Origin of the sequence: Enterobacter sp. kpr-6, assembly GCF_900116015.1 — a bacterium.
Classification (GTDB): domain Bacteria; phylum Pseudomonadota; class Gammaproteobacteria; order Enterobacterales; family Enterobacteriaceae; genus Enterobacter_D.
In genome coordinates this window covers 528,773-547,556 of the sequence record NZ_FOYH01000001.1, presented here as the reverse complement: position 1 = coordinate 547,556, position 18,784 = coordinate 528,773, and the positions used below count along the sequence as shown (strand labels likewise).

The following is an 18,784-nucleotide window of genomic DNA, read 5'->3' as shown; positions in this document are numbered from 1 at the left end:
TTCAGCGTACACGTGTTAGCTATCCTGCGTCCGAAACTTACTATAAGGCTTACTGAGAACATGGTAGATAAACGCGAATCCTATACGAAAGAAGATCTTCTTGCCTCTGGTCGCGGTGAACTGTTTGGCGCGAAAGGCCCGCAGTTACCGGCTCCACAAATGCTGATGATGGACCGTGTGGTCAAAATGACCGAAACCGGCGGTAACTTCGACAAAGGCTATGTTGAAGCGGAACTGGATATCAACCCGGACATGTGGTTCTTCGGTTGCCACTTTATCGGCGATCCGGTAATGCCTGGCTGCCTTGGCCTTGATGCGATGTGGCAACTGGTCGGTTTCTACCTGGGCTGGCTCGGTGGTGAAGGCAAAGGCCGTGCGCTGGGCGTGGGTGAAGTGAAATTTACCGGTCAGGTTCTGCCAACCGCGAAGAAAGTCACCTACCGTATTCACTTCAAACGTGTGGTTAACCGCCGTCTGATTATGGGTCTGGCCGATGGTGAAGTGCTGGTTGACGGCCGCGTTATCTATACTGCAAACGATCTGAAAGTTGGGCTGTTCCAGGACACATCTGCGTTCTGACCCCCAACAGGCGAAACCTCCGGCAGGCGGAGGTTTCTTACTAAAGAGACAGAATCAGGCGATAGCCGTCCTGTCCTCCATGGCTTCTCGCCAGCCTCCCAGCCAGTACGACCTCTGATTCAGCGTCTGATAGGGACACATTTCTTTCGAACGACCGGTCATACCGGCCTGATAACCACGTTGATGTGCCCGTTCCAGGCGATCTCGTTTTTGTCTCTTCATGCCTCGTTTCCCTCATTTTTTGAGTCTGGTGGAAAAGAAAACAGTGATTACAAAATGCGCAATCACGTTTAACCAATACCGCGAATAATGGCGATCGTCAATGCACAAAATTCATACCAGTGTCATAAATGTGAGATACATAGAAAATCATTTGTACAAAAAGTGTGAGCGGGAACAAGTATTAAGCGCCATTTTGCGGCCATAAAAAAACCGCGCGGATCACATGACCGGCGCGGTTTTTTTCAGATTAATTGCACTCAGGGCATCTGTTTTAACTCGCGAGCGATTTCACTGGCTTCACGACTCCACGCCTCACCGAGCACTTTCACCATCGCGTCATAACCATCCTGCTGCTGCGTCATTTCGATATGGAACGGACGTTTGCTGAGCTGTCCCTGATGATTGAGCAGCCATTCGCCGCTGACGATCACCCGGCCATCATAGCGCCCGTGAAACCCTGTTACGGTCACATTAAGCGTATCCTGATCGTGTCCGAGCGGTTGCGACGCCACCACCCAGCCAGGCAACTGCTGGCTGAGGTTCGACACCAGCGTGGTGCGTAGCTGTTGATCGAGCGGGCTGGCCCACAGGTTTTGCGTGCCAATCGAATACTTCACGTCGCTGGTCTGGTACACCACGCCATTACCGGCCAGATAATCCGGCACTGACACCTGTTCAACCCACAGCAGTCGGGCATTCTGACCGCCGTGGCTTTGTGTCGCAGGCGTTACCGGCCCCGGTAACTGGTAATAGTTCGTCTCTTCGACGTTGCTGCTACAGGCTGCCAGAAGCATCGCTGCGCCAACCACCCATCCTTTTTTCATTATTTCGCCCTCTTAGGCTCAGGATCTTTTTTATCCTTCGCTTCAAATACCAGCGCGTTACTCTTGGTATTCAGTGTCTTCAGCACCGGCTGCAATTCGCGCAGCACCTGGTCAAGCCGCTGCATATCCGCGACCATCTTGTTATAAGCCGCCGATCCCGGCTGGAAGCCCTGCATACTCCGGTTCAGTTCACGCAGGGTTTGCTGCATGTCGGTCGGCAACTGCTGCACCGACTGGCTGGCCGTCAGGTTATTCAGATTATCCAGCGTGGTTTGCAGACGGCGCATGGTGCGCTGGCTTTCCGTCAGCGTATTCGTCGCCTGTTCAATCATTGGATTCAACGGCAGGTTGTTGATCTTATCCAGCGTATCCATCAGGCGCTGTTGGATCTGCGCCAGCCCACCGCTGGTGGTAGGAATAATTCGATAGCCGCCAAACTCCCGCATCCCCGTCACCGGCGGTGCTTTGTTATCAAAATTGAGGTCGATATACAGCGCACCCGTCACCAGGTTGCCCGTTTTCAGCGACGCACGCAGGCCCCGCTCAATCAGGTTTTTCAGGTGTGCGCCCACGTCGGGTATTTCGCCCAACTGCAGCGCCAGGCGTTCCGGCTCAATGCGCACCAGCACCGGAATGCGGTAATCGTTATTGAATGCCTGCCGCAGACCCGGAATGGCCGCCGGAACTTTGCTGACCGTACCCAGACGAATCCCCCGGAATTCAACAGGTGCGCCCACCTGAAGACCACGGATAGAGTCATCAAAGAACATCAGGTAATCAATATGTTCGGTGTAGAGAGACTCCTGGATGCTGCGCTGATCGTCATACAGCGTATAGGCCGTTTTTTCTGCGACCGGCGCACCCAGCTCCATGCCTTCCGGCACATCAAAACTCACCCCGCCGCCAAACAGCGTGGTCAATGATCCCATTTCGACACGCATCCCCGCAGAGGTCAGATCCACCGCAATCCCGCTGTCTTTCCAGAAACGTACGTTACTGGTCACCAGGCGATCGTTTGGCGCGTTGATAAAGAGCTGATAGCTGATGGTGCGTTTTTTCGAATCGAAATTGCTGGTTTCCACCGACCCGACCCGATAACCCCGGAACAGTACCGGATCGCCCGGAGAAAGCTGCCCGGCTTTTTTACTGTCGAGGATCACGCGGATACCTTTCGCATCAGGCGGCGCGAGCGGCGGGGAATCCAGCAGTTTATAACTCTCCGGCTGCGTGCCCTTCGATCCCGGCTGGAGTTCAATGTAGGCCCCGGATAGCAGCGTCCCCAGCCCGCTGATCCCCTCACGTCCTACCTGCGGCTTCACCACCCAGAACACGGAATCATTGTGCAGCAACTTACTCATATCCGCGTTCAGGCGCGCTTTGATTTCCACCCGCGTTAAATCGTCCGACAGCGTCGCGGACTCTACGACCCCGACATTGATGCTGCGGCTTTTAATCGGCGTTTTTCCGGCTTCGATGCCTTCCGCATTGGTGGTAATCAGCGTCACCACCGGCCCCTGATGGCTGTAGTGGTAAAAAAGGATCCACGCGCCAATCAGCGCGGTCACAATCGGGAAGATCCAGACCGGTGACCAGTTTTTTACCTTCTGCACATTCGCTTCCCCACGTTTCGTCTCCATGGTGTTAACTCTCCTCCAGGCTTGATTCTGGCTCCCGATCCCACGACAAACGCGGATCGAAAGTCATTGCCGCAAACATCGTCATGATGACCACCAGCGCAAACATCAGCGCGCCCATTGCGGGGTAAATATTCATCAGCCCGCCAATGCGCACCAGCGCAGAGAGGACTGCAATGACAAACACGTCGATCATTGACCAGCGGCCCACAAATTCGACCACTTCATAAATCAAATGCATACGCTCGCTGTCGCGCGGACCGTGCCCTTTCGCGTCCCAGCACAACCAGCCCAGGGCAATCATTTTCAGCGTTGGCACCATAATGCTGGCGATAAAAATCACCAGCGCCACCGGGTACGACCCCTCCCCCCAGAGCAGCACTACGCCCGCCAGAATGGTGGACGGCATTTTATCGCCCAGCAGATCGGTGATCATAATCGGCAGAATATTGGCGGGCAGATAAAGCAGAATGGAGGTAATCAGCAGAGCCATCGTTAACTGAAGGCTGTTTTTGCGCCGGGCATGACCTTTTGTATGGCAGCGCGGGCAGGTTAACTGGTCAACCGGCAAAATCGCCGTGCAGCAGGGGCAGGAGCGTAGCCCCTGGCGGATGCCCGGCACGCCGACCTGTAAGGTGCGGTTAATCTGCGGCGCAGGGGTGATATCGTCCCACAGCCATTGACGGTCAACGCACTGAAACGCGCGCAGTTGCAGTAAGCAGAATAAACACCACGGCAGGAAACTACTGCCCACGCCGATATCGCCATAGGCCATCAGCTTAACGAAGCTGACCAGCACGCCCGCGAGAAAGATTTCCGCCATTCCCCACGCGCGAAGCTGGAAGAACACGCGCGCCAGCAGAATCGTTACCCGCGCGGGCAGTTTTGCACGGTTAACCAGCAGGATCAGGGTAATCAGGCAAAAGGCGGGGACCAGTTGCACGAAGAGGAGAAAGAAGGTGCCGAGGCTGGCGTAATCTTCCGAAAACATGACGTGCGGGATTTCCATCAGCGTCACTTCGCTGCTGATACCCGCCACTTTCATATTGATAAAGGGAAAAAGATTCGCCAGCAGCAGCATAAAGAGCGCGACAAGCGCATACGCGGTGGGACGCTGCCGCGGCTCGTCCCACTTGGTACTCAGCGTGTGCCCACAGCGTGGGCAATCCGCTTTATGTCCCTTTTGTAAATCGGGAAGCGCCACCAGCAAGTCACACTGGGAACACAAAATGTGCCGACTGGCATGGTGGTGCTCACACATAGTGTTTACCTGAAATGTGTTTACCTGAAATTATGCGCCGTTTTTAAGGGCTTCAAGGTATTCCCAACGTTCAAAAGCCTCTTCCAGCGCCTGTTCAGCCAGTGCCATATCGGCCAGCACTTTTTGTGTGTGATCGTGAGGCTGACTAAAGAAAGCGCCGTCTGCCACCTGCGCTTGTAAGGCTTCAAGTTCGGCTTCCAGGGTTTCGAGACGAGCAGGCAACTGCTCAAGCTCGCGCTGCAAGTTATAGCTTAGTTTGTTCGCCGTCCGTTTGACAGTTTCTGCTTTAGGAAGAGCCACTTCCGCGCTCTTTTTCGCACCACTCTGCTTGTGCGCCAGCGAGGACGCCTGTTGCCCGCGTGCATCGTGGTAGCCGCCCACGTAACGTCCAATGTGACCGTTGCCCTCGAAGATCCAGCATTCGGTTACGGTGTTATCGACAAACTGACGATCGTGGCTGACCAGCATGACGGTTCCCTGATAGCTGTCGATAAGCTCTTCCAGCAGTTCCAGGGTTTCCACGTCCAGATCGTTAGTCGGTTCATCGAGGATCAGTAAGTTACTGGGCTTGAGGAACAGACGGGCCAGCAACAGGCGGTTACGCTCCCCGCCGGACAGCGCACGCACTGGCGTCATCGCACGTTTCGGGTGGAACAGGAAGTCCTGCAAATAGCCCAGCACATGGCGCGGCTTGCCGTTGACCATCACTTCCTGTTTGCCTTCGGCAAGGTTGTCCATCACCGTTCTGTCCGGATCAAGCTCTGCGCGGTGCTGATCGAAATAAGCGACTTCTAATTTGGTGCCGCAGTGAATGCGACCGCTATCGGCCTGCAACTGACCGAGCATCAATTTTAACAGCGTGGTTTTACCGCAACCGTTCGGGCCAATCAGGGCGATCTTATCGCCGCGCTGCACCTGCGCGGAGAAGTCATTGACCAGCACTTTGCCATCGACGCCGTAATGGACGTTTTCCATTTCGAAGACGATTTTGCCGGAGCGGGCGGCTTCTTCCACCTGCATTTTGGCGCTGCCCATGACTTCACGGCGCTCGCCGCGCTCACGGCGCATCGCTTTTAAGGCACGCACGCGGCCCTCGTTACGGGTACGGCGGGCTTTGATCCCCTGGCGGATCCACACCTCTTCCTGCGCCAGCTTGCGGTCGAATTCGGCGTTTTGCAGCTCTTCCACGCGCAGCGCTTCTTCTTTTTCCAGCAGGTACTGATCGTAATTGCCCGGATAGGTCACCAGCTTGCCGCGATCGAGATCGACAATGCGCGTCGCCATATTGCGAATGAACGAACGGTCGTGGGAAATAAAGATAATGGTGCCGTTAAAGTTCTTCAGGAACCCTTCCAGCCAGTCGATGGTTTCGATGTCCAGGTGGTTGGTCGGTTCATCAAGCAGCAGCACGCGCGGGTTGCTCACCAGCGCGCGCCCCAGCGCCGCTTTACGCAGCCAGCCGCCGGACAGCGACGCCAGCGCCATATCAGGCTCCAGACCAATCTGCTCCAGCACTTCGTTAATGCGGTTTTCGATCTGCCACAGGCCGTGATGATCGAGCAGTTCCTGCAAACGGGCCATCTCGTTGAGGTTTTTATCGCTCGGATCGGTCATCACCCGATGGGAAATCTCATGATAGCCCTTCAGGTATTCCGCCTGCTCCGAAATGCCTTCGGCGACAAAATCATACACGCTGCCTGCCACGTTACGCGGGGGGTCCTGTTGCAGACGCGCAACCACCAGACCCTGTTCGTAAACAATACGGCCATCGTCCAGCCCCTGTTCACGGTTGATGATCTTCATCAGCGTCGATTTGCCCGCGCCGTTACGCCCAACCAGACAGACGCGCTCGTTATCTTCAATGTGCAGTTCAGCGTTATCTAACAGCGGCGCATCGCTAAAGGAGAGCCAGGCACCGTGCATACTAATCAATGACATAATAATTCCTTCAGGCTGCGGTAATCAGCCAGCAGTTGTGGATTTGACGGTTGCGGGCGAAATCTTGCGACTGCGTTTTTTGCGTGATTTCTTGTGCTTTCAGCCCCAGTTCAGCCAGGCCGTCGTGGTCCATACGGAAACCGCGTTTGTTGTTCGAGAACATAATGGTGCCGCCTTTACGCAGCAGACGTTTCAAATCGGTCATCAGCGCCAGGTGATCGCGCTGGACGTCAAACGCCTCTTCCATACGTTTGGAGTTGGAGAAGGTTGGTGGATCGATAAAGATCAGGTCGAACTGCTCATCGGTTTCGCGCAGCCAGCCCAGGCAGTCCGCCTGGATCAGACGGTGCGCGCGACCGCTTAAGCCGTTTAAGCGCAGGTTGCGCTCGGCCCATTCCAGATAGGTGCGCGACATATCCACCGTGGTGGTGGACTTCGCCCCGCCAAGCCCGGCGTGCACGCTGGCGCTGCCGGTATAAGCAAAGAGGTTAAGGAAATCTTTGTCCTTGCTCATCTGCCCCAGCATACGGCGTGCGATGCGGTGATCGAGGAACAGGCCGGTGTCGAGATAATCGGTCAGGTTGACCCACAGGCGGGCGTTGTATTCGCTTACCTCCATGAAATCGCCCTTCTCGTTCATCTTCTGATACTGGTTTTTGCCCTTCTGACGCTCGCGGGTTTTTAGCACCAGCTTGTTCGGCGCAATGCCCAGCACCGCGATGGTGGCAGCGATAATGTCAAACAGGCGCTGACGGGCTTTCTGCGGATCAACGGTTTTCGGCGGCGCGTACTCCTGCACTACCACCCAGTCGGCGTAGCGGTCTACCGCCACGTTGTATTCCGGCAGATCGGCGTCATACAGGCGATAGCATTCGATGCCTTCCTGACGCGCCCATTTCTCCAGCTTTTTGAGGTTCTTACGCAAACGGTTTGCGTAATCTTCCGCCATCACCGGTGCTGCGGTTTCACCGCTGGTTTGTGCAATGGCGTAGTTTTTCTGGACGCAATCCAGCGGGCCATTTTTAGCTTTGAACTGGCGCTCAGCGCGCAATTGCAGGCAGTTGAGTAGATCCGGTGAGGCGCTGAACAGCGACAGGTTCCAGCCACCGAACTGGCTTTTCACGATCCGTCCCAGCAGGCTGTGCAGCGCGATCAGCGCCGGTTCGCTCTCCAGACGCTCGCCGTAAGGCGGGTTACTGAGCACGGTACCCGGTTGCGCATCCGGCACCGGATTGATCAGCTTCGCGACATCTTTCACTTCAAAAGTAATCAGCTCGCCAATCCCGGCGCGGCGGGCGTTGCTGCGGGCGCGTTCAATAACGCGGGCATCGCTGTCAGAGCCATAGAAACGTGATGTGTAATCGGCCAGCCCTTTACGTGCGCGCACCTGGGCTTCGGCTTTCACCTCTTTCCAGATCGCCTCGTCATGCTGCGCCCAGCCGCCAAAGCCCCAGTGACCGCGATGCAGACCCGGTGCGCGATCGGTTGCCAGCATCGCCGCTTCGATCAACAGCGTACCGGAACCGCACATCGGATCGAGCAGCGGCGTACCCGGCTGCCAGCCGGAGCGCATGACGATGGCCGACGCCAGCGTTTCTTTAATGGGAGCAAGGCCGGTGCTGTCGCGGTAGCCACGCATATGCAGGCCTTCACCGCTGAGATCGAGTGCAATGTGCGCGATATCTTTATTCAGCCAGACGTTAATGCGCAGATCGGGGTTTTCACGATCGACGTTCGGGCGCTCAAGATTTTTGCGGGTAAAGCTGTCCACAATGGCGTCTTTCACTTTCAGCGCGCCGTACTGGCTGTTGCGGATGGTTTCGTTCAGGCCGCTGAAATGCACGGCAAAGGTGGCGTTCGGGCTGAAGATCTCCGTCCAGTCAATCGCCTGAACACCAAGATAGAGGTCAAGGTCGCTGTACACCTTGCACTCGCTCATCGGCATCATGATGCGCGAGGCCAGACGACTCCACATCAGGCTCTGGTAGAGCAGCCGGGTGTCACCCTCAAAATGGACACCACCCTGAACGACCTGCGCGTGCTGTGCGCCCAGGCTTTCCAGTTCAGTTTTTAACAGCTCTTCAAGCCCGCGGGCCGTACTGGCAAACAGAGAAATCATATCGTCACTTTTACACTTAGAAAATTGTTGCGCATTATAGCTAATCTCAACGCTATGTCATAAAGTTGAGGGCTTATTTTCATTTGCAGGGAGGACGGCGTGGCGACGTTATCACGACTTTTCATTCACCCGGTTAAATCGATGCGCGGGATTGGCCTTACGCATGCGCTGGCCGACATCAGCGGCCTGGCATTCGATCGTATTTTTATGATCACCGAACCTGATGGCACCTTTATTACCGCCCGTCAGTATCCCGACATGGTTCGCTTCACCCCCTCCCCCGTGCACGATGGTTTACATCTGACTGCGCCCGACGGCAGCAGTGCGCTGGTCCGTTTTGCCGATTTCGCTCAGCCGGATGAACCCACCGAAGTCTGGGGTAATCACTTCACCGCGCGAATTGCGCCCGGGGCGATTAACCGCTGGCTGAGCGGCTTTTTCAACCGCGACGTGCAATTGCGCTGGGTCGGCCCTGCGCCCACCCGCCGGGTCAAACGCCACGACAGCGTGCCGCTCTCTTTTGCTGATGGCTTCCCGTATCTGCTCACCACCGAAGCGTCGCTACGCGATGTGCAAAACCGCTGTCCGGCGAGCGTCCAGATGGAGCAGTTCCGGCCTAATCTGGTGATTGCGGGTACCGAGGCCTGGGATGAGGACACCTGGAAAGTGGTGCGTATTGGCGAGGTGATTTTTGACGTCGTGAAACCGTGCAGCCGCTGTATTTTCACCACCATCAGTCCGGCGCGCGGGCAGAAGCATCCCTCGGGCGAACCGTTAGCCACCCTGCAACGTTTCCGTACCGCCACGGATAACGGCGATGTCGATTTTGGTCAGAATCTAATTGCCCGCAACAGCGGCGTGATCCGCGTGGGTGATGAACTCACCGTGTTAAGCCGTGCGCCGGGGAAAAAATACGGTGCGGGTGAGGTAGCTGAAACGCTGGAAGCAGAGCCGCAAGCCGAATCCACCGTTGAAATCGCCTGGCAGGGACAGACCTTTACCGGCAACAACCAACAGGTACTGCTTGAGCAACTGGAAAATCAGGGATTTCGCGTACCCTACTCCTGCCGCGCCGGGATCTGCGGCTGCTGCCGGATACGTCTGGTCGAAGGGGAAGTGAGCGCGCTGAAAAAATCGGCCATTGGGAACGATGGCACCATTCTTTGCTGTAGCTGTATTCCTAAAACTGCGCTGACGCTTGAGAGTTAAACCGCCTGTTCGAAGCAGTAGCTGACAGAATGCGACAGGGGTTTTAAGCGGTCATTCATGATTTTAATCGCATCACCCAGTTGCATTGTCCGCCCGGCAATCGTCACGCCGGGCTGGGCAAGCAGGCACAGCGACGCGTTATCACCCGGTTCCACCACCAGCAAATTAATCTGCTGTTCGGTATCGCTTAACCAGACACATGCCGATTCGCCCGTCACCGGTGACCAGTGATCGGTATGCGCGACAAAGTGCCAGCTTTTTGGCATCTGCGGTTTAAGGAAACGAATGGCGACCAGGGCATTTAGCACCAGCTCGGCCTGTTGAGCGCGGGTTAATTCAAATTCGCGGCATTTTTCTTCAAAAGAGAAATAGAGAGCGGCATCGTCGACACAAAAACCGGACGGCGCAAAGGCATCAGGGGTCAGCATCTTTCGGGCAAAACGAGAACGAAACAGCATACCATCGGCTAAATCGAGCATCATGCGATCGTGCTCTTCATCGAAATACCAGCGCCAGTTATCGTCAGGTTTAATACGCATTTGCCTCTCCCGTTACTCAGGCGTCCAGTGCCTGCCCGTTCCGTTTTTACCGCTTCGCTTTTCGCTCAAAATAATACAAGCGCATTATGTCTAAATAAGCAACAACGTCGGAATATAAATCAACCAGGGCAGGAAATAAAGCCCTGGTTGCCTTTTCGCGGGATAAAGTCAAAGATGCGTAACGATTTCTTTAATCAGCGGTGGGCCTTTGAAAATAAAGCCGGAATAAATTTGTACAAGCGTTGCACCCGCCGCTATTTTCTCACGCGCAGCAATCACCGAATCGATTCCGCCCACGCCAATAACGGGCAGGCGTCCGTTTAACTCCAGCGATAAACGACGAATAATTTCAGTGCTTTTTAATTGCAGAGGACGACCGCTCAGCCCGCCCGTTTCATCGCAGTGCCTCATTCCCTGGACAAGCGAACGATCCAGTGTGGTATTGGTGGCAATAACACCATCAATATTATGGCGAATTAAGCTGTCGGCGACCTGAATCAATTCTTCTTCACTGAGATCCGGCGCAATTTTTACTGCCACAGGCACATATTTATGATGCTGAATGTGCAGCTCACTTTGCTTCTGTTTAATAGCGCTAAGCAGATCGTCCAGCGCCTCGCCATATTGTAAAGAGCGCAACCCCGGCGTATTTGGTGAGGAGATATTAATCGCAATATAACCCGCATACGCATAGACTTTTTCCATACAAATCAGGTAGTCATCTTTGCCATTCTCAACCGGGGTATCTTTATTTTTACCGATATTAATCCCGAGAATGCCGTCAAAATGCGCTTTTTTGACGTTCTCAACCAGGACATCCACGCCGAGATTGTTAAACCCCATGCGGTTGATGAGCCCTTCGGCATCGACCAGCCGGAAGATCCGCGGCTTATCGTTACCCGGCTGCGGGCGCGGCGTCACCGTACCGATTTCAATGGAACCAAATCCCATCGCGCCAAAGGCATCGATACATTCACCGTTTTTATCAAGACCCGCCGCCAGGCCAAGCGGATTCTTAAAGGTCAGCCCCATGCAGGACACCGGTTTTGCGGGCAGCGTCTGACGCACCAGCGCTTCAAACGGTGTGCCTGAAAGCCGGCGTAATTGCTGAAAAGTAAATTCATGAGCGCGCTCTGGATCGAGCTGGAAAAGGGCTTTACGAACGAAGGGGTAGTACATGAACTCTCCTGGATTCCCGGTGTGCAAACCGGGGGCGTATTATCTGCGATTGCGCCAGGAAAGGGAATTGACCTGAGGCAAAAAAGCCCGGAAAAACGCAAACGTTTTCCTTGCGCTCACGGTTTATACAATTTTTGGCATTGATTGCTCAGATAAATCATTTAGCGGACGTTACGGCCTCTGTCACACTCACTCCAATTGTTATTAATGTTAGATAAAAGCAAACAATTGGTTATAAGGAGAAGACATGCGTGTAGTGACTTTAGCCGGAAGCCCGCGCTTCCCTTCGCGATCCAGCGCGCTACTGGAATATGCCCGCGAACGTTTAAACGCGCAGGGAATTGAAGTATGCCACTGGCATCTGCATAACTTTGCGCCGGAAGATTTACTCTACGCACGCTTTGACAGCCCGGCGCTGCTGGCGCTTAACGAACAGCTTAAAGACGCCGACGGGCTGATTGTCGCCACGCCGATCTATAAAGCGTCCTTTTCCGGCGCACTGAAAACCTTGCTGGATATTCTGCCGGAGCGCGCGCTGGACGGAAAAGTCGTCCTGCCGCTGGCAACGGGCGGGACGGTCGCGCACATGCTGGCGGTGGATTACGCCCTCAAACCGGTGCTGAACGCCCTGAAAGCGCAGGAAATTTTACATGGCGTGTTTGCCGATGACAGCCAGGTGAGCGATTACCAGCACAAACCCGCCTTCAGTCCTCATCTCCAGGGCCGTCTCGACAGCGCGCTGGAAACCTTCTGGCAGGCGCTGCATCGCCGTGAAAGCTATGTCCCGTCGCTCGTTCATCCACAAGGAGTCGCCCATGTTTAATCTTTTTCTTCATCGAGCTCAGTGGCTGGCGCTTTCCGGGCTGTTGACCCTTTCGGCCTGGTCGCAGGCGGCAGAAACTGTTCCGGACGCGCTGCGCATTGGCTATCAGAAAGGCAGCGTCAGCATGGTGCTGGCGAAAAGCCATGAGCTTCTGGAAAAACGTTACCCGGACACCAAAATCTCCTGGGTGGAATTTCCGGCAGGCCCGCAAATGCTGGAAGCGCTGAACGTGGGCAGTATTGATTTGGGCAGCACCGGCGATATTCCGCCTATCTTCGCGCAGGCGGCCGGTGCCGATCTGGTCTATGTCGGCGTTGAACCACCAAAGCCGAAAGCGGAAGTGATTCTGGTACCGGAAAATAGCCCGATTAAAACGGTGGCTGACTTGAAGGGACATAAAGTCGCCTTCCAGAAAGGTTCCAGTTCGCACAATTTACTGCTGCGCGCCCTGCAACAGGCCGGGCTGAAATTCAGCGATATTCAGGCGACCTATCTCACCCCGGCTGACGCGCGCGCCGCCTTTACACAGGGCAATGTGGACGCCTGGGCGATTTGGGACCCTTATTACTCTGCGGCATTGTTGCAGGGTGGCGTGCGGGTGCTGAAAGATGGCACCGATCTGAAACAAACCGGATCGTTTTACCTCGCCGCCCGTCCGTATGCAGAACAAAACGGCACATTTATTCAGGGCGTACTCGACACCTTCAGCGAGGCCGATGCGCTGACCCACAGCCAGCGTGAGGCCAGCATTGCGCTCCTGGCAAAAACCATGGGCTTACCCGCCCCGGTGATCGCCAGCTATCTCGATCACCGTCCGCCGACCCGCATTACCCCGGTCAACGACGCCACTGCCGCGCTGCAACAGCAAACGGCGGACCTGTTCTATGACAATCGCCTTGTGCCTAAGAAAGTGGAGATCCGCGACCGCATCTGGCAACCGACTCATAAAGAAGGAGCAAAATCATGAGCCTGAATCTGTTCTGGTTTTTACCGACTCACGGTGATGGTCATTATCTGGGCACGGAAAAAGCGTCGCGCCCGGTCGATCACGGGTATTTGCAGCAGATTGCCCAGGCTGCCGACCGCATCGGTTTTAGCGGTATACTCATCCCTACCGGGCGCTCCTGCGAAGACGCCTGGCTGGTCGCCGCTTCGCTCATCCCGGTTACCCAGCGGCTGAAATTCCTGGTGGCGTTGCGCCCAAGCGTGACCTCGCCGACCGTGGCGGCACGTCAGGCGGCGACACTGGACAGGCTCTCCAACGGACGGGCGCTGTTTAATCTGGTCACCGGCAGCGATCCGCAGGAGCTGGCCGCGGACGGCGTCTTCCTCGATCACACCGAACGCTATGAAGCCTCGGCGGAGTTCACCCACGTCTGGCGGCGTCTGCTGGAAGGCGACACCGTGGATTATGCCGGGAAGCATATTCATGTTCGTGGGGCGAAGCTGTTCTTCCCGCCGGTGCAGCAGCCGCGCCCGCCGCTTTATTTCGGCGGATCGTCGGATGTGGCGCAGGATCTGGCCGCCGAACAGGTCGATCTCTACCTGACCTGGGGCGAACCACCGGAGCTGGTGAAAGAAAAAATTGCCCAGGTGCGCGCCAAAGCCGCCGCACATGGCCGCACCGTGCGGTTTGGCATTCGTCTGCATGTGATTGTGCGTGAAACCACCGACGAAGCCTGGCAGGCGGCGGATCGGCTGATTTCCCATCTGGATGACGAAACCATTGCCAAAGCGCAGGAGGCGTTTGCCCGTCAGGATTCGGTCGGACAACAGCGGATGGCGGCGCTGCACAATGGCAGACGCGAGAATCTGGAGATCAGCCCGAATCTGTGGGCCGGGGTCGGTCTGGTGCGCGGCGGTGCGGGAACCGCGCTGGTGGGCGATGGCCCGACGGTGGCGGCGCGTATTAATGAGTACGCAGCACTTGGCATCGACAGCTTTATCCTCTCCGGTTACCCGCATCTGGAAGAGGCGTATAAAGTCGGCGAATTGCTGTTCCCGCATCTTGATGTCGCTATCCCCTCTGTTCCCCAGCCGCAGCCGTTGCAGCCGCAGGGCGAGGCGGTCGCCAATGACTTTATCCCACGCAAAGTGGCGCAGAGTTAAGGAGCACGCTATGTCTTCATCCCGCACCTGGCTGTTACGCGCCGCGCCCTGGTTTTTGCCGGTGGGCATTGTGGTGGTCTGGCAAATCGCCTCCTCGACCGGCTGGCTTTCGAGCCGGATCCTGCCCTCACCGGAGGGCGTGGTGGAAGCGTTCTGGTCGCTCTCCGTCAGCGGCGAGCTGTGGCAGCATTTAGCGATCAGCTCCTGGCGCGCAGTCATTGGCTTTTCCATCGGCGGCTCGATAGGTCTGACGCTGGGGCTGATCAGCGGCCTGTCGCGCTGGGGCGAGCGTCTGCTGGATACCTCGGTGCAGATGCTGCGCAACGTGCCGCATCTGGCGCTGATCCCGCTGGTGATCCTCTGGTTTGGTATCGACGAGAGCGCCAAAATTTTTCTCGTCGCCCTCGGCACGCTGTTCCCAATTTACATCAACACCTGGCACGGGATTCGTAATATCGATCGCGGGCTGGTGGAGATGGCGCGCAGTTACGGGCTGTCCGGTTTCGCCCTGTTTGCACACGTCATCCTGCCGGGCGCGCTGCCGTCTATTCTGGTCGGCATCCGCTTCGCGCTCGGGCTGATGTGGCTGACGCTGATCGTGGCGGAAACCATTTCCGCGAATGCGGGTATCGGTTACCTGGCGATGAACGCGCGGGAATTTTTACAGACCGACGTGGTGGTGGTCGCCATTATTCTTTATGCCGTGCTCGGTAAACTGGCCGACGTGAGCGCTCAGTGGCTGGAGCGCATCTGGCTACGCTGGAATCCGGCTTATGCCGCGAAGGAGGTTAATGCATGAATACCGCTCGCCTGAACCGTGGCATTCCGCTGTTGCTTAACGGCGTTGCCAAACGCTACGGACAAAACACGATCCTGCGCGATCTCGATCTGCATATTCCCGCCGGGCAGTTTGTGGCGATTGTTGGTCGCAGCGGCGGCGGAAAAAGTACGCTGCTCCGGCTGCTGGCGGGGCTGGAAACGCCCAACGGCGGCGAAATCCTCGCGGGGACCACGCCCCTTGCGCAGATTCAGGGCGATACGCGGATGATGTTTCAGGATGCACGCCTGCTGCCGTGGAAGTCGGTTATCGACAACGTGGGGCTGGGGCTGAAAGGCGACTGGCGCGAGGCGGCGCATCAGGCGCTGGCCGCCGTCGGGCTGGAGGATCGAGCAGGCGAATGGCCGGCGGCGCTTTCCGGCGGACAAAAACAGCGCGTGGCACTGGCCAGGGCGCTGATCCATCGCCCAGGTTTGCTGCTGCTGGATGAGCCACTGGGTGCACTGGACGCCCTCACCCGCCTTGAGATGCAGGCGCTGATTGAATCCCTGTGGCAAACGCACGGCTTTACGGTACTGCTGGTGACGCACGATGTCAGCGAAGCAGTGGCGATGGCTGACCGGGTGCTGCTGATTGAGGAGGGGAAAATCGGCCTGGATTTGAACGTGGATATTGCCCGCCCGCGCCGGGTGGGATCAGCCAGACTGGCGGAGCTGGAAGCGGAGGTGCTGGATCGGGTGATGCAGCGGGGGGAAGTGCCGGTGAAGGCGGTGAAGATGGGGTGATTGTGTGACCCTCACCCCGGCCCTCTCCCTCAGGGAGAGGGAGAAAACCAGTCCGCACTCGATCTGCCCCTCAGGGAGAGGGAGAACCCCAGTCCGCGCTCGATCTGTCCCCTCTCCCATTGGGAGAGGGTTAGGGTGAGGGGAAAGCCGCTTACGCCAGCGCCTTACTCACTTTCTCATACAAATCGCCCGACAAATTCTCCAGCCCTTTCAGTTTCTCCAGCGCAATCCGCATTAGCGCCTGACGGCCTTCGTCATAGCGTTTGAGGCGGATCAGCGGCTCAATCAGACGGGACGCCACCTGCGGGTTACGGCTGTTCAGCTCGGTCAGCATTTCCACCAGGAAGCGATAACCGCTGCCGTCTTCGGCGTGGAAGGCTGCCGGGTTGTTTCCGGCGAACGCGCCAATCAGCGAGCGGACACGGTTCGGGTTGGAAAGCGTAAACGAACGGTGATTTAACAGCTCGCGCACTTTTTCCAGCGCATCGCTCGCCGGACTGGTGGCCTGCAAAATAAACCACTTGTCCATTACCAGACCGTCATGATGCCACTTGTCGTCATACTCCTGCATCAGGGTGTCGCGGCAGGGCAGTTCAGCGGCAACGGCTGCTGCCAGTGCAGCCAGCGCGTCCGTCATATTGTCGGCATCGTGATATTGCGCGGTAACCAGCTTGTCAGCCAGATCGCGATCGCCATAGGCCAGGTAGCGCAGACAGATATTACGCAGGGTGCGCTTGCCGATATCAGCATGCTCAACGCGGTATTCGTTCAGCTTGTTGGCGTTGTACACCGCGAGGAATTCGTCGGCCAGCTCTGTTGCCAGAGTGCGGGTCAGCGCTTCGCGTACGGTGACAATCGCAATCGGATCGATGATGTCGAACAGCTCGGCAATTTCATTGGCTGATGGCAGCGTCAGGATCTCCGCCGCCAGCGCCGGGTCGATTTGCTCATCCAGCAGGATCGCGCGGAAGGCATCGGCCACATGCAGCGGCAGTGACAGCGGCTGGCCCTGCTGGTGGCGCGACACATTTAGTTTGATCCAGGTAGCGAGCAGGCTTTGCGCCGCATCCCAGCGGGAAAAATCATTGCGGGCATGGCGCATCAGGAAGGTCAGTTGCTGATCGCTCCATTTATATTCCAGCTTCACGGGCGCGGAGAATTCACGCAGCAATGACGGCACCGGCTGGAAATAAACGTTATCAAAAACAAAGGTCTGTTCAGCCTGGGTCACGTTCAGCACGTGGTGAACCGCATGACCGCCCTTCTGCAACGGAATGACCTTGCCATCGTTATCATAGAGTTCGATATCAAACGGAATGTGCAGCGGCAGTTTTTCCGGCTGATCGTCCGTCGGCGGCGTGCGCTGACTGATGGTCAGGGTGTACTGCTCAGTTTCCGGGTTGTAGTCGTCGCGTACGCTGACAATCGGCGTACCGGACTGGCTGTACCAGCGACGGAAATGCGACAGATCGACGTTAGACGCATCTTCCATCGCCTGTACGAAATCGTCGCAGGTGGCGGCGCTGCCGTCGTGACGCTCGAAATAGAGCTGCATCCCTTTCTGGAAGTTCTCTTCGCCCAGTAGTGTGTGGATCATGCGAATGATTTCAGAACCTTTTTCATACACGGTCAGCGTGTAGAAGTTGTTCATTTCGATGACTTTATCCGGGCGGATCGGGTGCGCCATTGGGCTGGCGTCTTCCGCAAATTGCAGGCCGCGCATGGTACGCACGTTGTTGATGCGGTTCACGGCGCGGGAGCCTAAATCAGAGCTGAACTCCTGATCGCGGAATACGGTCAACCCCTCTTTCAGGCTTAACTGGAACCAGTCGCGGCAGGTCACGCGGTTGCCCGTCCAGTTATGGAAATACTCATGACCAATCACGCGTTCGATGTCGAGGTAGTCTTTGTCGGTCGCGGTATCGTTGCGTGCCAGCACATATTTGGAGTTAAAGACGTTCAGGCCTTTGTTCTCCATCGCGCCCATGTTGAAGAAATCCACAGCCACGATCATATAGATGTCGAGATCGTATTCGAGGCCAAAGCGCTCTTCGTCCCACTTCATCGAGTTTTGCAGCGAGGTCATCGCCCACGGCGCGCGGTCAAGGTTACCGCGGTCAACGTACAGCTCCAGCGCCACTTCGCGCCCTGAACGGGTGGTGAAGGTGTCGCTTAATACGTCGAAATCACCCGCCACCAGCGCAAACAGGTAGCAGGGTTTCGGGAACGGATCCTGCCACTGCACCCAGTGACGATTATTGTCCAGATCGCCCTGCCCCATGCGGTTACCGTTGGAGAGCAGGAACGGGTAGAGGGTTTTGTCGGCGATGATTTTGGTGGTGAAGCGTGCCAGTACGTCCGGGCGGTCAAGATACCAGGTGATATGACGGAACCCTTCCGCTTCGCACTGGGTACAGAGCGCCACGCCCGACAGGTACAGGCCTTCCAGCGCGGTGTTAGACGCCGGGCTGATTTCATTCACAATCCGCAGGGTAAAACGCTCAGGCAGCCCGGAGATCACCAGGCTGTTATCTTCAATTTTGTAATCAGACCAGGCGGCATCATTAATATGTAATGACACCAGGGTCAAATCTTCACCATCAAGACGCAGGGGCGCATCAGCCGCGCCCTGGCGGGACACCTGGCTTACCGCAGTCACCACGGTTTTGGCCGCATCCAGGTCAAAAGTCAGGTCAATATCGCTAATCAGATAATCAGGTGCACGGTAGTCGTGGCGGTATTTGGCTTGTGGCTGTTGTGTCATAAAAAACCTTTAGCATCTTTT

Annotated in this window: 16 protein-coding genes; 7 read left to right on the top strand and 9 right to left on the bottom strand. The window is 56.5% G+C overall.

The window, feature by feature from the left end; translation table 11 throughout:
• Window positions 1-60 precede the first annotated feature (60 nt).
• Window positions 61-579 carry a bifunctional 3-hydroxydecanoyl-ACP dehydratase/trans-2-decenoyl-ACP isomerase gene (fabA, locus tag BM373_RS02485; protein WP_090459062.1) on the top strand — a complete coding sequence of 173 codons (519 nt, stop codon included), beginning with the start codon at window positions 61-63 and terminating at the stop codon, window positions 577-579.
• A gap of 54 nt (window positions 580-633) precedes the next feature.
• Here fabA and rmf read toward each other — a convergent pair whose 3' ends face one another.
• The 6 genes from rmf to rlmKL form a co-directional block, all read right to left on the bottom strand.
• Window positions 634-801, bottom strand: coding sequence for a ribosome modulation factor (gene rmf / locus BM373_RS02480; protein ID WP_090459060.1), 168 nt, complete (start codon window positions 799-801; stop codon window positions 634-636).
• A 257-nt stretch (window positions 802-1,058) separates the two neighbouring features.
• Window positions 1,059-1,625, bottom strand: a complete 567-nt coding sequence (pqiC, locus tag BM373_RS02475) for a membrane integrity-associated transporter subunit PqiC (RefSeq protein ID WP_090459058.1) — start codon at window positions 1,623-1,625, stop codon at window positions 1,059-1,061.
• The gene (gene pqiB, locus BM373_RS02470; RefSeq protein WP_090459055.1) at window positions 1,625-3,262 is read right to left on the bottom strand and encodes an intermembrane transport protein PqiB; all 1,638 of its coding nucleotides are present in this window, start codon (window positions 3,260-3,262) and stop codon (window positions 1,625-1,627) included. Before pqiB ends, pqiC begins: the two co-directional genes overlap by 1 nt.
• Before the next feature lie 4 nt (window positions 3,263-3,266).
• The gene (gene pqiA / locus BM373_RS02465) at window positions 3,267-4,520 is read right to left on the bottom strand and encodes a membrane integrity-associated transporter subunit PqiA (protein ID WP_090459053.1); all 1,254 of its coding nucleotides are present in this window, start codon (window positions 4,518-4,520) and stop codon (window positions 3,267-3,269) included.
• Window positions 4,521-4,550: 30 nt separating this feature from the next.
• On the bottom strand, window positions 4,551-6,458 hold the full coding sequence (locus BM373_RS02460) for an ABC transporter ATP-binding protein (RefSeq protein WP_090459051.1): 1,908 nt from the start codon (window positions 6,456-6,458) through the stop codon (window positions 4,551-4,553).
• A 10-nt stretch (window positions 6,459-6,468) separates the two neighbouring features.
• Window positions 6,469-8,577 (bottom strand): bifunctional 23S rRNA (guanine(2069)-N(7))-methyltransferase RlmK/23S rRNA (guanine(2445)-N(2))-methyltransferase RlmL, encoded by a 2,109-nt coding sequence (gene rlmKL / locus BM373_RS02455; protein ID WP_090459048.1) that lies wholly within the window; start codon window positions 8,575-8,577, stop codon window positions 6,469-6,471.
• 99 nt (window positions 8,578-8,676) lie between these two features.
• Between rlmKL and BM373_RS02450 the strand changes: the two genes are divergently transcribed.
• A complete protein-coding gene (locus tag BM373_RS02450; protein WP_090459046.1) occupies window positions 8,677-9,786 on the top strand; it encodes a YcbX family protein in 1,110 nt (369 codons plus the stop codon).
• On the opposite strand, the gene zapC is transcribed toward BM373_RS02450, so the two are convergent.
• Window positions 9,783-10,325, bottom strand: a complete 543-nt coding sequence (gene zapC / locus BM373_RS02445; protein WP_090459044.1) for a cell division protein ZapC — start codon at window positions 10,323-10,325, stop codon at window positions 9,783-9,785. The genes BM373_RS02450 and zapC overlap by 4 nt on opposite strands.
• 168 nt (window positions 10,326-10,493) lie before the next feature.
• Entirely contained in the window at window positions 10,494-11,504 is a 1,011-nt protein-coding gene (gene pyrD / locus BM373_RS02440; RefSeq protein ID WP_090459042.1) for a quinone-dependent dihydroorotate dehydrogenase, read from the bottom strand.
• A 247-nt stretch (window positions 11,505-11,751) separates the two neighbouring features.
• Here pyrD and ssuE point away from each other — a divergent pair, with 247 nt between their 5' ends.
• Genes ssuE through ssuB form a run of 5 tightly spaced genes read left to right on the top strand, consistent with a single transcriptional unit; the run spans window position 11,752 to window position 15,999 of the window.
• Complete coding sequence (ssuE, locus tag BM373_RS02435; protein ID WP_090459039.1) at window positions 11,752-12,327, top strand: NADPH-dependent FMN reductase; 576 nt, start codon at window positions 11,752-11,754, stop codon at window positions 12,325-12,327.
• Window positions 12,320-13,294: a sulfonate ABC transporter substrate-binding protein gene (locus BM373_RS02430; RefSeq protein ID WP_090459037.1), complete on the top strand. Its 975-nt coding sequence runs from the start codon at window positions 12,320-12,322 to the stop codon at window positions 13,292-13,294. The genes ssuE and BM373_RS02430 overlap by 8 nt, the downstream gene beginning before the upstream one ends.
• Window positions 13,291-14,436, top strand: coding sequence for an FMNH2-dependent alkanesulfonate monooxygenase (ssuD, locus tag BM373_RS02425; protein ID WP_090459035.1), 1,146 nt, complete (start codon window positions 13,291-13,293; stop codon window positions 14,434-14,436). Before BM373_RS02430 ends, ssuD begins: the two co-directional genes overlap by 4 nt.
• Window positions 14,437-14,446: 10 nt before the next feature.
• Window positions 14,447-15,235, top strand: a complete 789-nt coding sequence (gene ssuC / locus BM373_RS02420; protein WP_090459033.1) for an aliphatic sulfonate ABC transporter permease SsuC — start codon at window positions 14,447-14,449, stop codon at window positions 15,233-15,235.
• On the top strand, window positions 15,232-15,999 hold the full coding sequence (gene ssuB, locus BM373_RS02415; protein WP_090459031.1) for an aliphatic sulfonates ABC transporter ATP-binding protein: 768 nt from the start codon (window positions 15,232-15,234) through the stop codon (window positions 15,997-15,999). The genes ssuC and ssuB overlap by 4 nt, the downstream gene beginning before the upstream one ends.
• Before the next feature lie 151 nt (window positions 16,000-16,150).
• Here the strand turns inward: ssuB and pepN are convergent, their stop codons facing one another.
• Window positions 16,151-18,763 carry an aminopeptidase N gene (gene pepN / locus BM373_RS02410; RefSeq protein ID WP_090459029.1) on the bottom strand — a complete coding sequence of 871 codons (2,613 nt, stop codon included), beginning with the start codon at window positions 18,761-18,763 and terminating at the stop codon, window positions 16,151-16,153.
• Window positions 18,764-18,784: the final 21 nt, after the last annotated feature.